The sequence below is a fragment of the Rhizobium sp. CG5 genome (assembly GCF_023701945.1).
GTDB lineage: Bacteria > Pseudomonadota > Alphaproteobacteria > Rhizobiales > Rhizobiaceae > Allorhizobium.
The window spans coordinates 1-20069 of record NZ_JABAEF010000032.1 but is presented as its reverse complement, the minus strand read 5'-3'; the positions used below and the strand labels follow the sequence as shown (position 1 = coordinate 20069).

16 protein-coding genes and 2 pseudogenes are annotated in these 20069 nt (G+C 62.2%); 5 read left to right on the top strand and 13 right to left on the bottom strand.

Features of this window, described 5'->3' with window-relative positions:
• Positions 1–27 precede the first annotated feature (27 nt).
• Positions 28–2982 carry a bifunctional [glutamine synthetase] adenylyltransferase/[glutamine synthetase]-adenylyl-L-tyrosine phosphorylase gene (locus HGO38_RS29640; RefSeq protein WP_250959387.1) on the top strand — a complete coding sequence of 985 codons (2955 nt, stop codon included), beginning with the start codon at positions 28–30 and terminating at the stop codon, positions 2980–2982.
• Positions 2983–2991: 9 nt separating this feature from the next.
• On the opposite strand, the gene HGO38_RS29635 is transcribed toward HGO38_RS29640, so the two are convergent.
• From HGO38_RS29635 to HGO38_RS29625, 3 genes and pseudogenes are all read right to left on the bottom strand, one after another.
• A complete protein-coding gene (locus tag HGO38_RS29635; RefSeq protein WP_250959386.1) occupies positions 2992–5373 on the bottom strand; it encodes a PAS domain-containing sensor histidine kinase in 2382 nt (793 codons plus the stop codon).
• A gap of 227 nt (positions 5374–5600) precedes the next feature.
• Positions 5601–8249 (bottom strand): aminopeptidase N, encoded by a 2649-nt coding sequence (pepN, locus tag HGO38_RS29630; protein ID WP_250959385.1) that lies wholly within the window; start codon positions 8247–8249, stop codon positions 5601–5603.
• Between the two features lie 184 nt (positions 8250–8433).
• A pseudogene (locus tag HGO38_RS29625) lies at positions 8434–8754 on the bottom strand (methyl-accepting chemotaxis protein); the annotation flags it as partial.
• Between the two features lie 194 nt (positions 8755–8948).
• On the opposite strand from HGO38_RS29625, the gene HGO38_RS29620 reads away from it, so the two are divergent.
• A complete protein-coding gene (locus HGO38_RS29620; RefSeq protein ID WP_250959384.1) occupies positions 8949–9887 on the top strand; it encodes a DMT family transporter in 939 nt (312 codons plus the stop codon).
• Between the two features lie 13 nt (positions 9888–9900).
• Here HGO38_RS29620 and HGO38_RS29615 read toward each other — a convergent pair whose 3' ends face one another.
• Complete coding sequence (locus HGO38_RS29615) at positions 9901–11166, bottom strand: MFS transporter (protein WP_250959383.1); 1266 nt, start codon at positions 11164–11166, stop codon at positions 9901–9903.
• Between the two features lie 456 nt (positions 11167–11622).
• Here HGO38_RS29615 and HGO38_RS29610 point away from each other — a divergent pair, with 456 nt between their 5' ends.
• Entirely contained in the window at positions 11623–12474 is an 852-nt protein-coding gene (locus HGO38_RS29610) for a hypothetical protein (RefSeq protein ID WP_250959404.1), read from the top strand.
• A 99-nt stretch (positions 12475–12573) separates the two neighbouring features.
• Here HGO38_RS29610 and HGO38_RS29605 read toward each other — a convergent pair whose 3' ends face one another.
• From HGO38_RS29605 to HGO38_RS29585, 5 genes are all read right to left on the bottom strand, one after another.
• Complete coding sequence (locus tag HGO38_RS29605; RefSeq protein ID WP_250959382.1) at positions 12574–12744, bottom strand: hypothetical protein; 171 nt, start codon at positions 12742–12744, stop codon at positions 12574–12576.
• Between the two features lie 135 nt (positions 12745–12879).
• Positions 12880–13071, bottom strand: a complete 192-nt coding sequence (locus HGO38_RS29600) for a hypothetical protein (protein WP_250959381.1) — start codon at positions 13069–13071, stop codon at positions 12880–12882.
• Positions 13072–13228: 157 nt separating this feature from the next.
• Positions 13229–14092, bottom strand: coding sequence for a uracil-DNA glycosylase (locus HGO38_RS29595; protein ID WP_250959380.1), 864 nt, complete (start codon positions 14090–14092; stop codon positions 13229–13231).
• 47 nt (positions 14093–14139) lie between these two features.
• On the bottom strand, positions 14140–15432 hold the full coding sequence (locus tag HGO38_RS29590; protein WP_250959379.1) for an Hsp70 family protein: 1293 nt from the start codon (positions 15430–15432) through the stop codon (positions 14140–14142).
• Between the two features lie 204 nt (positions 15433–15636).
• Positions 15637–15840 carry a hypothetical protein gene (locus tag HGO38_RS29585; protein ID WP_250959378.1) on the bottom strand — a complete coding sequence of 68 codons (204 nt, stop codon included), beginning with the start codon at positions 15838–15840 and terminating at the stop codon, positions 15637–15639.
• A gap of 193 nt (positions 15841–16033) precedes the next feature.
• Between HGO38_RS29585 and HGO38_RS29580 the strand changes: the two genes are divergently transcribed.
• A complete protein-coding gene (locus tag HGO38_RS29580; RefSeq protein ID WP_250959377.1) occupies positions 16034–17017 on the top strand; it encodes a phosphotransferase enzyme family protein in 984 nt (327 codons plus the stop codon).
• Between the two features lie 92 nt (positions 17018–17109).
• Here HGO38_RS29580 and HGO38_RS29575 read toward each other — a convergent pair.
• The 4 genes and pseudogenes from HGO38_RS29575 to HGO38_RS29560 all read right to left on the bottom strand — a co-directional run.
• Positions 17110–17280, bottom strand: a pseudogene (locus HGO38_RS29575) (SDR family oxidoreductase); the annotation flags it as partial.
• A 51-nt stretch (positions 17281–17331) separates the two neighbouring features.
• Positions 17332–17754 carry a hypothetical protein gene (locus HGO38_RS29570; RefSeq protein ID WP_250959376.1) on the bottom strand — a complete coding sequence of 141 codons (423 nt, stop codon included), beginning with the start codon at positions 17752–17754 and terminating at the stop codon, positions 17332–17334.
• A 199-nt stretch (positions 17755–17953) separates the two neighbouring features.
• On the bottom strand, positions 17954–18517 hold the full coding sequence (locus HGO38_RS29565; protein ID WP_250959375.1) for a hypothetical protein: 564 nt from the start codon (positions 18515–18517) through the stop codon (positions 17954–17956).
• Between the two features lie 132 nt (positions 18518–18649).
• On the bottom strand, positions 18650–19438 hold the full coding sequence (locus HGO38_RS29560; protein WP_250959374.1) for an SDR family oxidoreductase: 789 nt from the start codon (positions 19436–19438) through the stop codon (positions 18650–18652).
• A 270-nt stretch (positions 19439–19708) separates the two neighbouring features.
• Here HGO38_RS29560 and HGO38_RS29555 point away from each other — a divergent pair.
• The coding region (locus tag HGO38_RS29555; RefSeq protein WP_250959373.1) for an NAD(P)/FAD-dependent oxidoreductase at positions 19709–20069 on the top strand (361 nt) is incomplete at its 3' end.

Genomic DNA, 20069 nt, shown 5'->3' with positions numbered 1-20069 from the left:
GAGGCCGCGCAGGGGAGGGCGTGGAGCATGGCGGACAAAGCGGAGAGCCGGCTGGACGAGGTGAAAGCCGGCGTGATCCGGCCGATGAGCCAAACCGAGTTGAAATCCGTGCTGTCGGCGCTGAAAGACATCGGCAAGGACCATCCGCCGGTGGCGAAACTGCTCGCCGCCGAGAGCCCGCTTAGGGACTTCGTCGCCGCGGCGCTGACCCTTGCGCCGCATCTGCGCGATACAGCCGTCGTCAAGCCGGCCCTGCTGGTCACCGCCCTGACCGAGCCGCTCGAACCCGTCCTCGACGATCTCGTCGCCACCGCGCGCCATTGCTGGCGCAATGCAGACGGCGGCGCCTCGACCGAGGCGCAGGTCATGGTGCGGCTGCGCAATGCCAAGCGGGCACTCTCCTTCCTTGTGGCGCTGGCCGATCTGGCGCGGATTTTCGACGGGCGGCAGACCACCGCCTGGCTCAGCGCCATGGCCGATGCCGCGGTGGCCGCCACCATCGACCACCTGCTGCTGACGGCCCATGAGGCCGGCAAGGTGACGCTGGCTAATCCCGCAGCACCTGCCGTCGGCAGCGGCCTGATCGTGCTCGGCATGGGCAAGCTCGGCGCGCACGAGCTCAACTATTCCTCCGATATCGATCTGGTGGTGTTCTTCGATCCCGATGCCGGCATTCTGGCCGATCCCGACGATGCCACGGAAACCTATGGCCGGATGATGCGCCGCCTGGTGCGCATCCTGCAGGAACGCAGTGCCGACGGCTACGTGTTTCGCACCGATCTCAGACTACGCCCCGATCCCGGCTCGACGCCGCTCGCGGTGCCGATCGAGGCGGCGCTGCTCTATTACGAGGGCAGGGGCCAGAACTGGGAGCGCGCCGCCTATATCAAGGCCCGCCCGGTCGGCGGCGATCTCAAGGCGGGCGAAGGGTTTCTCAAGGAATTGGTGCCCTTCGTGTTCCGCAAATATCTGGATTATGCGGCGATTGCCGATATTCACTCGATCAAGCGGCAGATCCATGTGCACCGCGGCCATGGCGCGATCGCCGTCAAGGGCCACAATGTCAAGCTCGGCCGCGGCGGCATCCGCGAGATCGAGTTCTTTGCCCAGACCCAGCAGCTGATCGCCGGCGGCCGCATGCCGGACCTGCGCGCCCGCGGCACGGAAGTGGCGCTGAAGGCCCTGGCCTCGGCCCACTGGATCGATGAGACGACCTGCGATGAACTGATCCGCTGCTACTGGTTCCTGCGCGATGTCGAGCACCGTATCCAGATGGTGCATGACGAGCAGACCCATCTGTTGCCGGACAGCGAGGCAGAGCTGAAGCGCATCGCCTTCATGGCCGGCTTCGACGGCACGGGGGCGTTTTCGGCAAGCCTGGAAGTGGTGCTGAGGACCGTCGAGCGGCGCTATGCGCGGCTGTTCGAACATGAGGAGGGGCTGTCTTCGGCCGGCGGCAACCTGGTGTTTACCGGCCAGAAGGACGATCCCGACACCCTGAAGACCCTGCGCGACATCGGCTTTGAGCGGCCGGAGGATATTTCGCGGGTGATCCGCACCTGGCATTACGGCCGCTACCGCGCCACCCAGTCGGTCGAGGCGCGCGAACGGCTGACGGCGCTGACGCCGGACCTGCTCAAAGCCTTTGGCGACAGCCGACGGGCCGACGAGGCGCTGTTGCGCTTCGACACCTTCCTGTCGGGCCTGCCGGCCGGCATCCAGCTGTTTTCTCTTCTGGGCAAGAACCCGGCGCTGCTCGACCTGATCGTCAGCATCATGTCATCGGCACCTCGGCTGGCCGACATCATCGCCTCGCGCCCGCATGTCTTCGACGGCATGCTCGATCCCGGCCTGATGGTGGAACTGCCGACCCGCGATTATCTGGCCGTGCGGCTCGATGCCTTTCTCGGCGGCTCGAGGCATTATGAGGAGGTGCTGGACCGGCTGCGGATCTTTGCCGCCGAGCAGCGTTTCCTGATCGGCATAAGGCTCCTGACCGGCACGATCAACGGGCGGCAGGCGGCCTATGCCTTTACCGACCTGGCCGGACTGGTCATCGGCGCGGCTTTCGATGCGGTGCTGGGCGAAATGCTTGTCGTGCACGGCCGCTTTCCAGGCGGCCGGGTGGCGGTGGCCGGCATGGGCAAGCTTGGCAGCAACGAGTTGACGGCCGGCTCCGATGTCGACCTGATCCTGCTCTATGACTATGACGACGCGGCCTCGGAGTCCGACGGGCCGAAGCCGCTCGACGCGACGCGTTATTTCACCCGCCTGACCCAGCGGCTGATCGCAGCACTCTCGGCGCCGACGGCGGAAGGCGTGCTCTACGAGGTCGACATGCGGCTCAGACCCTCCGGCAACAAGGGGCCGGTGGCGACACGGCTGAAATCGTTTGAGCGCTACCAGAAGGAGGAGGCCTGGACCTGGGAGCATATGGCGCTGACCCGCGCCCGGCTGATCTGCGGCGACGAAGGGCTGGTCGAACAGGTCGACGCGATCATCGACGGCGTGCTCGGGGCTGAGCGGGATCCAAAAAAAATCGCCGCCGACGTTGCCGAGATGCGCGCCCTGATCGACAAGGAAAAGCCGCCGCGCGATATCTGGGATTTCAAGCTCATTCCCGGCGGGCTGATCGATATCGAGTTCATCACCCAGTATCTCGCCCTGATGGCGCCGGTGCGCGGCGTGCTGCTGCCTGAGCGGGGCTTGAGCACGGCAGAAAGCCTGAAGGCGCTCGGCGGCGAGATGATGGCACCGGGTGATCTCGACATCTGTCTGGAGGCGCTGCGGCTGTTTACCGACGTGTCCCAGGTGATCCGGCTGTGCATCGACGGACCGTTCGAGGCCAAGACCGTTCCGGCCGGCCTGATCGATCTGGTCTGCCAGGCCGGCGATTGCCCTGATTTAAAGACGCTCGAGGCCGAGATCCGTCGCCTGTCGAAGACTGTCCGGAAAGTCTTTAACACCACCCTGAAGGTGTGAGACCAAGTCTCACGCCGGCTCGGCAACTTTGGCGACCGCGGCTGTGGCGACCTTGTGTCGTGCGGGCGCCTTCGGCAGGGTCTCTGTACAGTGTGGCATGCGGATCGACACCACGGTGCCGTAGCCTTCCCTCGACCGCACGGTCAGTTCGCCGCCATGCAGGTTGGTCAGCGAGCGCGAAATGGCAAGCCCCAGGCCGGAGCCGCCCTGGCTCTTGGCATAATGGTTCTGCACCTGCTCGAAGGGCTGGCCGATCTTTTCAAGCGCTGCTTTCGGAATGCCGATGCCGGTATCGGCAATCGTCAGGCAGACCGCGCCGCGCACGGTTTTCGCCCGAAGCACGATGCGGCCGCCTTCGCCGGTGAACTTCACCGCATTCGACAGGATGTTGAGCATGATCTGCTTCAGCGCCCGGCGGTCGGCCACCAGCGTCAGCCCGGAGGAAATCCGCTGCTCGACGCGGATGCTTTTCTCTTCCGCCGGAACGCTGGTCAGTCGCAGGCTTTCCTCGATCAGCGGGGCCAGATCGATCGTCTCGCATTTCAGCTTCATATGGCCGGCTTCGATCTTCGACATGTCGAGAATGTCGCTGATGACATTCAGCAGATGCTGGCCGCTATCGTGGATGTCACGGGCATATTCGCTATATTTCGGCGAGCCGACCGGCCCGAACATGCTGTTCAGCAGGATTTCCGAGAAGCCGAGGATGGCATTGAGCGGCGTGCGCAGCTCATGCGACATGTTGGCCAGGAATTCCGACTTGGCCTGGTTGGCCGCCTGGGCGCGTTCCTTTTCGGCAAGGTATTTTTCATTGGCGTCGGACAGTTCCGACTTCTGCCGCTCCAGCTTTTTCTGGGAGGACGAGAGATCGCCGATCGTCGCCATCAGCCGGCGCTCCTGCTCGCGCAGGCGCTCCTGGTGGCGCTTCAACAGGGTGATATCGGTGCCGACCGACACCAGGCCGCCGTCGCGGGTGCGCCGCTCGTTGATCTGCAGCCAGCGCTCGTCGGCCAGCTGCAATTCCGTGGTGCGCGAACTGCCGCCGCGGTCCGGATCGGCAATGCGGCGCTGGATGATCGGCCGGGCCGAGGCGGCATCCACCACCGACCGTTCGGTGCCGGGCACCAGCACGCTGTCGGGCAGTCCGTAAACCTTCTGGAAATGGGCATTGCACATCACCAGCCGGTCGTTCTTGTCCCACAGCACGAAGGCTTCCGAGGTGCATTCGATGGCGTCCGCCAGCCGCTGGTCGGCCTCGGCATAGCGTTGCGCCAGCCGGTGCTGTTCGGTGACGTCCATGGCAATGCCGATGACATGGGTTCCGCCGGAATTGGTGCGGATGACCTGGGCACGGGCCCGCAGCCAGACATAATGGCCATTGGCATGGCGCATGCGGAACACCTGGTCGACCTGGCGGCCGTCGCCGCGGCCGACGGTGCGCGCCAGCGCGAAGAGATTGCCGTCGTCGGGATGCATCAGTCGGGCGGCATCGGCAAAGGTCAGCACATTGCCGGCCGGCGGCAGGCCGAGCATTTCATACATCGACCGCGACCAGAACAGCCGGCGGCTGGCGAGGTCGAAATCCCATAGGCCGCAGCGGCCGCGCGACAGCGCTGTCTCGACGCGCAGATTGGACTCCAGGAAGGTATCGTCCGCGTCGCGGGCCCGCTTCACCTGGCTGTAATAGGCATAGAGAATGACCAGCAGGATCGACGAGATTCCGGCAAACAGGGTGACGTTGAGCGCCACTTCGTTGCGCCAGAAGGCCATCACACCCGTCAGCGAATGGGCAGCGAGAATGAGCGACCCATCGCCGGCGGGCGCCAGCACGGCGACATGGCGAATGCCGTTGATATTGGTCTCGATCGCGCCGGTATGGTCGGTGAAGCGCCGGATCGTGGCGACTTCCGGCAGCAGGCTGGTGATCGGCATGCCGACAAAGCCAAGGCCGGCCGTCGAGCTGGCATAGACCCGGCCGGCGGGATCGATCAGCAGGATGAAGGCGTCGGGACCGAGCCGGTCCTGCGGCAGGTAAGCGGCAATCCGGGCTTGCGCAACGGCCCTGTCGGCCGGCACGGTCCCGCCTTCGCCGCCAAGGGCAGCCGCGGCGGCGATCGCCGAGAGCGCGGTCGAATGGCGGATCGACGCTTCCATACGCGTCTGTTCTGCCGTGATACCCAGCATGCGGGCCGCAGCCACGACCAGTAGGAAGGCGATGATCAGCACCGGTATGGCGCGCCGGAGGATGATCTCGACATCGGACGATCTGTCATTGCTGGCACTCTGGAGCCGCGCAAATCGTCCGTAAACCAAGTCCCGAAAAGCCAGAAGTCTAGAAAATTTGAGTCGCAACCGCTCATCGGCTGCGGTTGCCCGCCGCGCGTTCGACATTGTCCCTGCCTTGATCCCTCGTCCGATTCGCAGCATCCCTCGCTCGAACCTAAGCTATTGAATCAAAGGTGATTCGCTCTGTCTAGTCGGAAAAAGTAGAACTTTGTTAACCTGTTGCAAAGACTCGCATATGCTTTTTCGGCAAGCCCTCTGCAGGCCGTCGGCAGCACTTTTTTTGCCTGACAGCAATCGGCGGAGATGCGGTCCGCCGATTGCCAGGATAAAAATTACCCCTTCAGCATGCGATCCACAATATCGCGCACATCGGTCGAGAGGGCGGGGGCGCGTTCGATCTGCATCAGCGCCGAGCGGGCGAGGTCGGCGCGGGCCGGTTCCAGGAGCCGCCAGGAGCGCATGGCCGTCAGAAGCCGGGCGGCCAGCTGCGGATTGCGCCCGTCGATGGCCAGGATCTGCTCGGCGAGGAAATGATAGGCCGCGCCATCGGCCCGGTTGAAGCCGGTCGGGTTGGAAAAGGCGAAGGTCCCGACCAGGGCGCGAACGCGATTGGGATTGGTGGCATTGAAATGCCGGTTCTCGGTCAGGGCGTGAATGCGCGCAAGAGCCTGACTGCCGGGGATCGTCGCCTGAATGGCCAGCCACTTGTCGATGACCAGGGCATTTTCCGCAAAGCGCGCCTCGAAGGCGGAAAGCGCTGCCTTGGTTTCCTCGGCATCGGGGAAACGGTGGGCGAGAATGGTCAGGGCCTGGCTGAGGTCCGTCATGTTGTCGGCCTTGGCAAAGGCTTCCGCCGCAACTGTCGGTGTGTTCTCGGCAAGCACCAGGAACCCCAATGCAGCATTCTTCAGCGCCCGGCGGCCAGCACTGTCCGCGTCAGGCGAGAAGGCCCCCTCGGTCTGCATCGAGGCGTAAAGCGCCCGGAAGATGTCGATGCCCTGCTGGGCGATCGCGGTGAGGATCGCCTGACGGCCTTCATGGATGGCGTCCGGATCATTGTTGCTGCCAAGCTCGCGGGCGATATCGGCTTCGCTCGGCAGGGCCAAAGCCTGGGCGCGGAAGGCCGGTTCCAGGCTGTCGTTGGCGGCAATCGCCAGCAATGTTTCGCTCAAAGCAGCATTGCAGACGACGGGGGCCGCCTTGCGCACTGCATTGGCCGCCTCGCAGAGGTTGGGCAGGGCGAGATCGGTCAGGGCCTGCCAGCGGGCGAAGAGATCGCTTTCGTGGCGGGCAATCAGGCTGCGGTCGTCGGCGCTCTGGTCGAAATGCAGGGTGACGGGTGCCGAGAAGCTGCGGTTGAGCGACAGCACGGGGCGCGAGGCGATGCCGGAAAAGGTGAAGGTCTGGCTGCGTTCGGTCAGATGCAGCACATCGCCGGTCACTTCGCCGCCGGTCACCGCACTGGGGGCAAATTCCGTGCCCTCGGCCGACAGCAGCGCGAATTTCAGCGGAATGTGCATCGGCTCCTTGGCCGTCTGGCCGGGGGTTGCCGGAACCAGTTGATCGAGCGACAGGGAAAAGCTCTGCTTGGCGGCATCATATGCGGCCGAGACGGTGATCTGCGGCGTGCCGGCCTGGTTGTACCACAGCGAGAACTGGGTGAGATCGCGGCCGCTGGCCTCTGCAAAGCACGCCACGAAATCCTCGACCGTCGCCGCATCGCCGTCGTGGCGTTCGAAATAGAGATCCATGCCCTTCTTGAAGTCGACCGGGCCGAGGATGGTGGCGATCATCCTGGTGACTTCCGAGCCCTTCTCGTAGACCGTGGTCGTGTAGAAGTTGTTGATCTCGCGATATTTGTTCGGACGGACCGGATGGGCGAGCGGACCGGAATCTTCCGTGAACTGTTCCGAGCGCAGGTGCCGGACCTCGGCGATGCGCTTGACCGAGCGCGAGCGCTGGTCGGCGGAAAACTCGTGGTCGCGATAGACCGTCAGGCCTTCCTTCAGGCACAGCTGGAACCAGTCGCGGCAGGTGATGCGGTTGCCGGTCCAGTTGTGGAAGTATTCGTGTGCGATGATCGCCTCGATATTGGCGTAGTCGGCATCGGTCGCCGTCTCGGGATCGGCCAGCACATATTTGTCGTTGAAGACGTTGAGCCCCTTGTTCTCCATGGCGCCCATGTTGAAGTCGGAGACGGCCACGACCATGAAGATGTCGAGGTCGTATTCGCGGCCGAACACCTCTTCGTCCCATTTCATCGAGCGCTTCAGCGCGTCCATGGCATAGGCGGCGCGGGCCTCCTTGCCGTGCTCGACAAAGATCTTCAGCGTCACGTCCCGCTCGGACATGGTGACGAACGTGTCCTCGACCACGCCGAGATCGCCGGCGACCAGCGCGAAGAGATAGCTGGGTTTCGGATGCGGATCGAACCAGGCCGCAAAATGCAGGTCGCCGCCATACCCGGCGCCACCGAGGAAATTGCCGTTCGACAGCAGCAGCGGATTGGCCGCCTTGTCGGCGATGATATTGACCGTGTAAGGCGCCAGGACGTCCGGGCGATCGGGGAAATAGGTGATGCGGCGGAAGCCTTCGGCCTCGCACTGGGTGCAATAGATGCCGCCGGTGCGATAGAGACCCATCAGCTGGGTATTGGCCTCGGGATTTATGACCGTCGTGACGGTGATCTCGAACGGCACGGTCGCCGGCAGGTTGCGGATCGTCAGGCTGTCAGGCGTCACGGTAAACTGTCCGGCCGGCACCTCGTTCTGGTCGAGCAGCAGGCCGCCCAGGCTCAGCTCATCGCCGTCGAGCACCAGCGGTGCCTTCGGGTCGACCCCTTTGCGGCGATGGAAGATCAGACGCGATTCGACCTTTGTCTCGGTCGGGTCCAGTTCGAAGGTCAGATCGACCCGCTCCAGAACAAAATCGGTGGGGTGGTAGTCCGCCAGATGAATGACCTGGCCCGTGTCTGTTCGCATAAATGTGTCCTGATCGTCTCTTGCTTGAACCGGAATTGCGCGAGCACGAGACTGTATGCCGGGCGGCGCGACTTTGTAACAAGCATCGCATCAATTTCTGAACGATTGCTAAAACTGACAAAATACTTCGGCCCTATCCGAATAAAATTAAAGTACGCCGCGCCGCGGCGGCGTACCACCAAGCTTATTTGAGGCCGAACTGCGGACGAATGGCGTCGTCACTGTCGGTTTGCTGAACGATCACGCCATACCAGCCGAGGCCATCGTAATCTTCGTAGCCGAGCGTCCTGGCATAGGCGACGATGTTGCCGCTATTGTCGTAATAGTTGCCGCGCATGCCATTGCCGGGGTTGTGTAGTGCAAAATGCGTATGAAGCCGTGCCGGGTTGCTGGAGGCGATGACCTTGAGATTGCCATCGAGCAGGAACACCTCGGTCTTCTCGGTAATGTGCGGCGGCAGGTTGGCTTCCTTCTCGACGATCGACTGGCCCTGGGTCGTTTCATCCGGTCTGGTGAAATTGGCCCATTGGCGGTGTTTTTTATCTCTCAGGGCCCTTGCTCTGTTTTTGTGCGGGATGACGCACAAGGAAGGCCTTGCCAGATGCGCCCGCTTGGCCGATCCTGAACGTCTTGTCTTGCCGCCGAATCGTGACGTTGTCCGTTCGCCCACCCTTGCATTCAGTTCACGAGCAGTTTTTGATGGCCATTGCCGCCACGAATCCCCTGCGGGGAATTTTATTGAAGATCGCCTCTGTCGCCGTTTTCGTTGGCATGCAGACCTGCATCAAGGCGGCCGGTCCCGATATTCCGGCAGGCCAGGTGGCGTTCTACCGCTCCGCCTTCGCCATCGTGCCCATTTTGCTCTACCTGACCTATCAGGGTGAGCTGCGCTCGTCCTTCTACACCCGCAATCCGTTCGGCCATGTCAAACGGGGCGTCATCGGCATTGCGTCGATGGGCTTCGGTTTTTACGGCCTTGTCCACCTGCCGCTGCCCGACTCGATCGCCATCGGCTATGCCATGCCGCTGATTGCCGTCGTCTTTGCCGCGGTTTTCCTCAAAGAGAGCGTACGCTTCTATCGCTGGTCGGCGGTTCTGATCGGCATGGTGGGCGTGACGATCATCACCTGGCCGAAGCTGACGCTGTTTTCGGAAGTCGGGCTGCAATCGACGGCAGCCGTGGGCGCCGCAGCGGTGCTGATGTCGGCGACGCTTGGCGCCGCTGCCATGCTGCAGGTCCGCCAACTGGTTCATGAGGAAAAGACCGCGACGATCGTGCTCTATTTCTCGCTGATCGCCTCGCTGCTTTCGGCCATCACCTGGGCTTTCGGATGGTCGGTGCTGGCCTGGTCGTCGCTGGGACTGCTGGCGATGGCGGGCTTTCTGGGCGGTATCGCCCAGATCCTGCTGACCGAAAGCTACCGGCACGCCGATGTCTCGACCATTGCCCCGTTCGAATATACCTCGATCCTGCTCGGCTCGGGGATCGCCTATCTCCTGTTCGGCGATATCCCGACGCTCAACACGCTGATCGGAACCGCGATCGTTGCCTCGGCCGGGATTTTCATCATCTACCGCGAGCACCAGCTGGGGCTTGAGCGCAAGGCGTCCCGCAAGGCGTCAACCCCGCAGGGGTAAGCTGTAAGGCCCGTCAGGAGCGTGTCGGTCCGCCCGGTTCGGTCTCGCCGAATGAGGCATTCGGCGTATGGCCGGGATCGGTGCCCTGCATGGGGATCGGCATTGACTGGAAATCGGTCTTGCCGACCAGCCCTTCGCGGGACGGGCGGCGCGTCATGCGCCAGCCGGCATAGCCGGCATAGGCCGCAAAGCTCAGTGCCAGGAACCACAGCAGGCCCTTCGGCCCGGCCCATTCCATCACCGTTCCGGCCATCAGCGGGCCGGATACGGTGCCAAGGCCATAAAGGATCATGATGCCGCTCGAGATCGTCACATATTCGTTCGGCTCGGCCAGGTCGTTGGCATGGGCGACATTGAGCGCATAGACTGGATAAAGCACCGTGCCGACGAAGAAGCCGCCGATATAAAGCGGCAGCGGATTGTCGGTGCTGAACACCGCCATGACCAGGCAGGACAGCGTGCCGAACAGGCCGCAGAACACCATGACGAGGCGGCGGTCGACCCGGTCGGAAATGCGGCCGATCGGCATCTGGGCCAGGGCGCCGCCGGCCAGCACGGCGGACAGAAGGGTCGCACCCTGGGCTGTGCTCATGCCGACATTCTGGGTATAGACCGCGCCGAGGCTTCCCCAGGTGCCCGACAGCGCCCCCGACAGCAGCGAGCCGATGAAGGCCACCGGTGAGCGTCGGTAGAGTTTCTTCAGGTCGAAGCGCGCCTGGGCGATCGGTGCCGGCGACTGGGCGGTCGAAAGCGCCGTCGGAAAGATCGCCAGCGAAAAGATCAGACCGCACAGGATGAACAGTTGCGCGCCGCTGGGGTCGCCGAGCGGCACGATATACTGCCCGCCGATCGAGCCGACCAGGCAGGTGATCATGTAGACCGAAAACAGCGCGCCGCGATTGTCATTGGTGACGCGCTCGTTCAGCCAGCTTTCGATGATCAGGTAACTGCCGGCGATGGCAAAGCCGGCCAGTCCGCGAAACAGCACCCAGGCGCGCCATTCGATGATCAGCGAGCAGAGCAGCACCGAGACCGTCAAAAGGGTGATCAGCGCGCTGAACACCCGGACATGGCCGACCCGCTGCACCAGTTTCGGCGTGACGATGCACGACAGGGTAAAGCCGAACGTGTAGCCGGTGGCGATTACCGAAATGGTCAGCGTCGACCAGCCCTCGGCCAGCGAACGGATCGGCAGCATGTAGTTCATCAGGCCGAAACCGGCCATCATCAGCAGGGTCGACAGCATCAGGGTAGCGACGGAGGCGAGGCTGAGCAGCATGGCTTGGGTTCCGATCTATTGGGCCTTTGCCATGGCGGCGCGAGCAACGCGGCGTTGGAGGGCAGGCGACATCGGCCTGCTGCTCTTTGCGCCTGGCGGGCTCGCTTCGAATCATGGCAGCGACCGACAGCTGTCCTTAACGGCTGAAGCGATCCTGCCTTTACCCAAAAGAAGAGGCGGTGTCGATTGCGACACCGGACGCTGCAAAAGAGAGGATTTCTAAATCAGTATCGCGTAACCTTCCATTTATGGGAGTTTTAAGCGACGGTTCGACAAATCCGGCCACAGACACTGCACAAGCGTCATCAACGTGTGGAACGCTAAATGTTCAGCACCCGTTCAGGCAGGCAAGGTTAACGCTTTGAAATGCCGGAGAACGGCGGGTCGGGCAAGCGTTTCGGGTGGGGTGGGGTGGGGACAGACATGAATATGCATTTGGAGCGCAGGCACTTGAGTATGGCCCTTTCGGAACAGCGACTGATCGAGTCACCGGCCTTTGTGACCGCATTGCGCTTTCTGGCCGTCAACCTGCAGGGCGAGTTCGACGGCAATCCGCGCCTGGCGCGCATGCTGGCCTCCCACCAGCGCTGGCTGTTGAGCCAGGCGGGCTTTGCCCTCTATCTCGAATATGATCCGGCCAACCCGCCATCCGGCCTGACCGCGGGGCGCCTGAAGCAGATGATCACCGAGGTCAATGTCGCCAGCCGCAACACGGTTTTAAACTTCCTCGACCAATTGCTCAGCTACCGGTTCATCCGCGTTGCCGGCGACGCGCATCGCCGGCCTCGTCGTTTCGAAGCCACCGAGATCAGCCAGCAGGCGATGTGGAAGTGGCTGGCGGCCAACCTGGCGGCGCTCGACCAGATCGACGCCGGCGACCGGTTTGCCACCTATTGCGCAACGCCGGCGCTGTTCCGCATCGTCCAGCCGCGCGTGGCGCGGCTCTGCATCGACGACCGTCGCTGGCGCGAGCCGCCGGAACGGGTGGCGATCTTCCTGTGGACGGAGGCCGGCGGCCTGGTCATGGACGAGTTGATCCGCCGCATCGAGCCGGGCAGCGAACAGGCGCAGGGCTATGATATCGGCCGGGTCGACGCCCGTGCCCTGGCCGGCCATTTCATGATGTCGCGCACCCATTTGCAGCGCCTGCTGCGCAAGGCGGTCGAGATCGGCTGCCTGGCCTGGCACGACGACCAGAAGAAGACCCATCTCTGGCTGAAAAAAGACTATCTGGAGGAGTATTGCCGTTGGCAGGCGGTCAAGTTCGCCATTCTCGACACGGTGTTCGAAGAGGCGCGCCACGGCTGACGGCCGCAATCCTTGGCGACGGTGGCGGCTGGGGCCAGACATGCAAACGCCGACGCAAGGGCGCCGGCGGCAGAGGTGCCTAAGGTCGAACGGCTGCGATTAAAGCGGAATGCCGCACACACCCTGATGGAACTTCGACGGGAACCGGCCAAACGCGTGGCTCGGGTCGGCCGAGGAGGCGCGGCTATATTCTTCCGAAGCACTGATCGCCGAGCTGATCTGCAACACGGCGTCCTTCAGGCTGCGCAATGGATGAAAACGTGCGATCATGACGAATATCCTACGGTGACAGTCAGTCCAATTCGAAGCCGCATCATCGCCTGCCGGGAAAAATTGTGCAATGCACAATGGCGCGGGGCAGCTATGCAGTCCGGGCCGGGCCATGCCCGACCGCCTCACGGTCGCTCAGGATTCGCGAAAATCGGCGAAGACGGCTGACGGACGGGTGATCTGGCCGATGCGGCTGAACACGCGGGCGCTGATCTGCTCGTTGGTGGCCGAGCCGAAGCGGTGATAGGGATGGCTTGACCTGATGGGTTCACCAGCCAGACGCAAGGTCTCGAAATTGCTGTGAATGGCGCGAGCGCGGGTCGTCATTGCAGTGGTTCCTTGTGGTCGATCCTCCCACAGTTGAAGTCTATATTGCACCGCAACATCGATTCGACAAGGCAAGTTGGCGCGGCGCTGATATGCGCAAAACGCATACCGACTTTTATAATTTATTCATAAGTGCCGAAAAAATCACCATTGCCGCTCAGATCGCCGCGATTCGCCGTTTGAAGGCGAGCAGGTCCTGCCACGCCAGCGCCTTGGTGGCCGGCGCCGTCAGCAGTTCCTGCGGATGCAGGCTCGCCATGGCCGGCACCGTGTGGTTGCCGCAGGCGATCTCGCGCCATTGGCCGCGCAGCCCATGAATGGTCTCGTTGCCGCCGAAGAAGAAGCGGGCGGTATAATTGCCGAGCAGCAGCACGGCGCGCGGTTCGGCAAGCTCGATCTGCCGTTCGATGAACGGCCGGCAGATGGCGCTTTCCGGGACTGAGGGCATGCGGTCGCCGGGCGGACGCCAGGGAATGACGGTGGTCAGCAGCGTATCGGCCCGGGTGATGCCGATCGCCGCCAGCATGCGGTCCAGCAATTGGCCGGGCCGGCCGGAAAAGGGCAGGCCCTCGCGGTCGTCGTCGCCATTGGGGATCGGGCCGATCACCATGATCCGGCCGGTGGCCGCACCATCGGCAAAGATCGTCGAGCGGGCGCTCATTTTCAGGTTGCAGGCGGAAAAGCCCTCGATGGCGGTTTTAAGCTCGGCCAGGCTGCGGGCGCTTTCCGCCGTCAGCCGCGCCTCGGTGACGGCGTGTTCGTCGGGAATGGCAACCGGCATGGCGGCCGGCGGACGGGGTGCCGCCCGCTCGCTGGCGGAATGCTTGGCGGCAGCTGCGGGCATCTGCGCCGTGGCGGGGGCAGGCGTCGGTGTGCGGATCTGTCGCGCCTCGCGCTCGGCGGCAAAGGCCGCCACCCGGTCGACCGGCTGCTCTTCCAGCAGCCATTCCACGCCGGCATCCCCATGGAAATGCAGAAGTGCGGCAAGCTCGGCAGCGGTAAGATCGTTGGCGGATATCATGGCTCAGTTCTAGACCGGCGCCGCGCCAAAGGAAACAGCCGAATGGCTCAGGCGGCCCATTGCGCGATGTCGTCGCGCTCGCCGATCAGCGCCAGGCCATGGGCGATCGACACCAGTTCGCCGCCGGTCTCGATGCGGTCGCTCGCAAAGCGCTCGGTAAAGATCCGCCGCACGGCCGGCACGAAGGACGTGCCGCCGGTCAGGAACACCTTGTCGATGCTGCCGGGCGCGGTCTGGGTTTTTTCCAGCACCTCGTCGAGCGCCCCTTCGATGCGCGCCAGGTCGGCGCCGATCCAGCTCTCGAAATCGCTCCGCTTGACCACCTTCTGCCCCGCCTTGCCGAGCGGCGCGAAGTTGAACGGCGCTTCTTCGCCCGCCGACAGCGCCATCTTGGTGGCCGAGACCGCCTGGTAGAGCGGATAGCCCTCGTCATGATCGACCAGATCGATGAACAGCTCCAGCTTGTCGGGCGAAAGGCTCTGGCGCACCAGCGATTTCAGGTCGGTGAATTCCTTCGATGTCTTGAAGATCGACAGCTGGTTCCAGCGCGAAAACGAGGTGTAATAGTTGCTGGGAATATCCAGCACCTTGTCGAAACTCTTGAACTGGCTGCCCTTGCCGATCTCGGGCGCCACCAGATGCTCTATGATGCGCGCATCGAACTGGTCGCCGGCAATGCCGACGCCGGAATGGCCGACCGGCGTGGCCGAAAGCTTGCCGCCGGAGGTCTCGAAGCGGATCAGCGAATAGTCGGTCGTGCCGCCGCCGAAATCGGCGACCAGCACGGTCGCATCCGACGTCAGGTGCTGGGCGAAATAGAAGGCGGCCGCCACCGGCTCATAGACATAGTGGATTTCCGGAAAGCCGAAGCGCGACAGCGCCTCGTTGTAACGCCGCATCGCCAGATCCGGATCGGGGCTGGCGCCGGCGAAATGCACCGGCCGGCCGGCGACGATCCGCTTGGCATGACCCGGCCAGCCGTCACCGGCATAGGCCTCAAGCCGGCGCAAAAACACTTCCATCAGGTCTTCGAACTGGAAACGCCGCGCATGCACCAGCGTGCCCTGGAACAGCGCCGAGGCCGCAAAGGTCTTGATCGACTGCAGGAAACGACATTCGCCGGGATTGTCGATGAACTGGCGGATCGCCGCCTGTCCGGCCTCGACTTTGAGCGCGCGGGCGCCAAGCTGCGCATCCTTCATGAAGGACAGAGCCGTGCGCATGCTGTCGCTGGTGCCGGCCGCCGAGGTGAAGGACACCGAGCGGGTCGTCGTCGCGCTGTCGGCCAGCGCCAGAACCGTGTTAGTCGTGCCGAAATCCAGCCCCAGCGCCTCAGCCATCGCCGCCGCTCCTTGGTCGTTTGCGAATGTTGGAACAGGGAAACCCCCGAACGCGAAACGGGGCGCCTTGTGATCAAGCACCCCGACGAATGAAGAGCCGGCGTGATGCCACAGGCGGCAGGGGTTGGCAAGGGGAGATGGTGCGTTGCGGCAATTGTCGGTGGGCGGTGGCGAAATCGACGGTCTCAGGCGGTCGAAAACGGCCTACTTCACGAACCGCCGTGCACCCCAGATAACCGCCAGCCCGACAATCATCAAAATGGCGCCGCGCAGGATCCACGGGCTCTGGTTGATCATGAAGCTGGACGCCGGATAGGGGAACAGGCCGGTGCCCTGGCCGATCCAGACGAGACCCATCAGAGCGGCCAGCGCGCCGATGATGGTGAGGGCGATTTTGACGATGGCCATGATGCTGCGCGGCTCCGATGATGATCTTGCGACCATAGGGCGGAAAGGCGAAGGGACGAAGTGATTTTTTGGTAAGGAGGGTCGCTTTGGGTTAGCGGAGGTCATTGTGGCTATGGCAGAACTCCCTATTCTGCCATAGCCGAATTGGCCGCGATGCCAAAACAGCCTCCTGTCGTTTCCACGGGACACCCTAATGCTCGATTTTTATCCGCTATATTCGACACCGCAGATTGAGACGATAGAGACGTTTATCAACCGGTACTACGCGCTGGGAGCGCCGGTCTCCTGCAGACTGCTGCAACGGGGCCTTAATGATGTTTATCTTGCCACGGCGAGCAGCAGCGAGCGTTATGTGTTTCGACTGTCTCACCACCGTGACCGTGGGCCAGCCGATGTCAAAACTGAAACTGCATTCCTGACCCATCTTGCAAAATCAGGAGTTCCCGTCGCCGCGCCGATTGCGACACGCGATGGCACTTTCTTCCTTCAAGGCCACGCGCCGGAGGGTGCGCGCGACTGTGTGCTCTTTCAGGCGATTGGTGGCCGCCAAGCGCATGCGAACGATGCCGGCGATGCTTGGGCCAACGGCAAGACCCTTGCTCTCCTGCACAATGCGGCCGAGACGTTTGCGTCCGACGGAGCCCTCTATCGGCTTGACCTCGAACATCTGCTGCATCGGCCACTTGCCCGAATACGCGATAGCGGAATTGTGGAAGAGGCACAGGTCATCGTCGATCTTGAAAACATCGCCAAGCGGACTGCAAAGGCGATCGAAGCGTTCGGCAATCTGACCTGGACCTACTGTCACGGAGACTGCCACGGTTTCAATTCGCATATTAACGAGGCGGGTGAAGCCGTGTTTTTCGATTTCGATGACGGAGGTCCCGGATACCTCGCATATGACCTCGCGGTTTTCCTATGGGCGAAAGTCTCCTTTGGTCGGGAATTGACCGCCATGTGGCACGCCTTCGTGGATGGCTATCGGACGATCCGCCCAATAACCCATGACGACCTCGAAGCAGCCCTACGGTTTGTGATCGTACGCCACCTTTGGCTGATGGGCGAATATGCCAGCCGAGCGCAGGAGTGGGGAAGTAACTCTGTAGGCTGGATTGCGCGAGAGGCGAATTTTCTCAAGGCATGGGAGACCGAGCGATGTACCGACCGTCTGTTCTGAAAGCAGCGCTTTTGGCCGCGCTGCTCATCACCCATTGCCACCCCGGCACCGGACCCACACACCTTGGGCCCCGGTGCCGTTGATCCCATCCCTTAGTTCGACTTCAACGCGCCGCCGTCGACGCGCAGCATGGTGCCGGTGATGTAGCTGGCGGGGGCCGAGCAGAGGAAGGCGGCGGCGGCGCCGAATTCGTCGGTGGTGCCCATCCGGCCGGTCGGAATGGTCTTGATCGAGGCGCTGCGCACCTCTTCGATGGTGCGGCCGCTTTTCGCCGCATTGGGCCATAAGCGATGATTGCATCGACCGTAAGACTATCAGACTTCGTCAGGCTCGGGCAAACGAGCAAAGCATCGGACTAACGCGAAAATAGGTTCACACGTTGTAAGAACGTCTAAGCAGGCGCCGCCTGTTATAAATCTATAGTGCACCGCTTCACGCTTTAGATCTTTATAGAATTCGGATTGAGAGAGAAAAAAGCGGCTATTATCCACGCGATATGCAAAATGGTAAGGCTTGATGCCGTATTCTTCAGTGGAAAGCAATAATTCGTCCAGGATGCGAACGATATCTGCATTGCGAAAGTGAACCTTGAGCAGATCGTCACCAATTGGCATCGAAAAATAGGCGGTCAGAGGCTTTCCGTCCTCGCCGAAATAGCTGTGGCGAAGGTCGTAAAGCTCCATTCCGGTGCACGGAAAGTTTTGGAATACGTCAAATGGCGTGTAGTGCGTGGTCATGATGCTCCCCAGCGACAAATGGATGCCTCGACCATAGGTCGAAAACGGAGGGGACGATATGGCTTTTGGGTGTCGAGGGTTGTTTGGCGTCAAAACCGGTCAAAGACCGCATTGCCGCCGTCCAGCGCTCCGTGCAGGGTGTTGGACAGCGCCAGGTTGGCGATCGGCGTCAAAGATGCCAGAAGCGGACTCCGAACCCTCATGCGGAATGGAAATTTTCCCTGTAGAACACGTCGGCATTTGTCAACGCGGATTCCAGTGTCTGACTATCCCATTCGAAGCTCAACAATTGCTGCTCCTTCCCATTTGAGAAGCTTAGGCTGATGATCCCATCCTGAATCCTTGTCGAGCTCCATTGAAAAGTGTGCCCTTGGTCTGTGCTTGTCGCTGCAAACTTTTCGCTCACCAGCCTTTCCACTGTGCGGCCAACAGGTTCCCAGGAGTGATCATTCGTCAAAGCATCGACCTTGCGGAGATAGTCGCTGGTCTCAAAACTGACCATCTTGCCAGAAGGATCATGCCATTCCGTCGTTTCTCCAGTGGTGCGAATTTGAACGACAAGATCTGCGCAACCAACACAGCCGCAATCACAGCGGCCAATCAGAAGTTTCCCACTCGACACATGAGCCAATTCCTCGAACAGCTCAGGAGGATCAATTCCCAAATGGTCTTCGCCAAGCCAGTCTTTGCCGTCAATGATCACCCTGACTTGGTGATCGTTGCTGGCGAGCGATTCCGAGATGAAAAATTCAAGAGTGTTCATGGTGTATAATTATAGCGGGAATTATCAATGTCCACTTCGCACCTATAGCCCCGAAACCCATCGTCCGCATGGCCCACCCCACCCGGCACCGGACCCACACACCTTGGGTCCCGGTGCCGTCGATTCCATCCCTCAGTTCGACTTCAACGCGCCGCCGTCGACGCGCAGCATGGTGCCGGTGATGTAGCTGGCGGGGACCGAGCAGAGGAAGGCGGCGGCGGCGCCGAATTCGTCGGTGGTGCCCATCCGGCCGGTCGGAATGGTCTTGATCGAGGCGCTGCGCACCTCTTCGATGGTGCGGCCGCTTTTGGCCGCATTGGCACCGTCCAGCTCGTCGATGCGGTCGGTATGGATGCGGCCGGGCAGGATCATGTTGGCGGTGACGCCGTAGCTCGCCACTTCGGTGGCCAGCGTCTTGTTCCAGCCGACCAGCGCGCCGCGCAGGGTGTTTGACAGCGCCAGGTTGGGGATCGGCTCCAGCACGCCGGAGGAGGCGACCGTCAGGATGCGGCCAAAGCCTTGCGTCTGCATCAGCGGCAGCAGCGCATTGGTCAGCGTGATGACCCGGACCACCATGGACTGGAAGAACGAATAGAGTTTTTCCGCCGTCATGTCTTCCACCGTGCCCGGGGTCGGGCCGCCGGTGTTGTTGACCAGGATGTCGATGCCGCCGAGCTTTTCCTTCACGGCATGCATCATGGTCTGCACGAATTCGGCATCCGCCAGATCCGCCTCGACATAATCCGCCTTGCCGGGGCCGGCCGCGTTGATCGCTTCGCAATTGGCTTTCAGCTTGTCGGCGCTGCGTCCGCACAGCAGCACATGCGCGCCTTCAGCCGCCAAAGCCTTGGCAATGCCGAGGCCGAGGCCGCGCGATGAGGCCAGCACCAGTGCCCGTTTTCCGGTGATCCCGAGATCCATGTGGATGTCCTTTTCCATTGATTGTGCTGCGATCTTATAAGCGTCGCGGCATTTTTGGGAAGCGCAAAGCAGTCTCGCCCCGTGGCAATTTGCGCCGGGCAGGGGTCGGCAATTTAATTGACGTGAACGTAAGCGTCATATAATTTTGCGCCCAAGGACTGGCATTGATCAAAAACTGAAAGCCGCTGTCGCAACTCGGCTCGACAAGGCGGTGATGTTTTGCCAAGGAAGAAGCCTACCTGAGGAAATGGCCGAGCGGAGTGAGAGACGATGAGCGAGCAGCAGGAATTGCCGGAACGCGAGAGCATGGAATTCGACGTGGTGATCGTCGGTGCCGGGCCGGCTGGTCTCTCGGCGGCCATTCGCCTGAAGCAGGTCAATCCGGGGCTCACCGTCGTCGTGCTCGAAAAGGGCGCTGAAGTCGGCGCCCATATCCTGTCCGGCGCCGTGGTCGATCCGATTGGTGTCGACAAGCTTTTGCCCGGCTGGCGCGACGAGGCCGACCATCCCTTCAAGACGGAAGTCACCGACGACCAGTTCCTCTTTCTCGGCCCGGCCGGCTCGCTGCGCCTGCCGAATGTCCTGATGCCGCCGCTGATGAGCAACCACGGCAATTACATCGTTTCGCTCG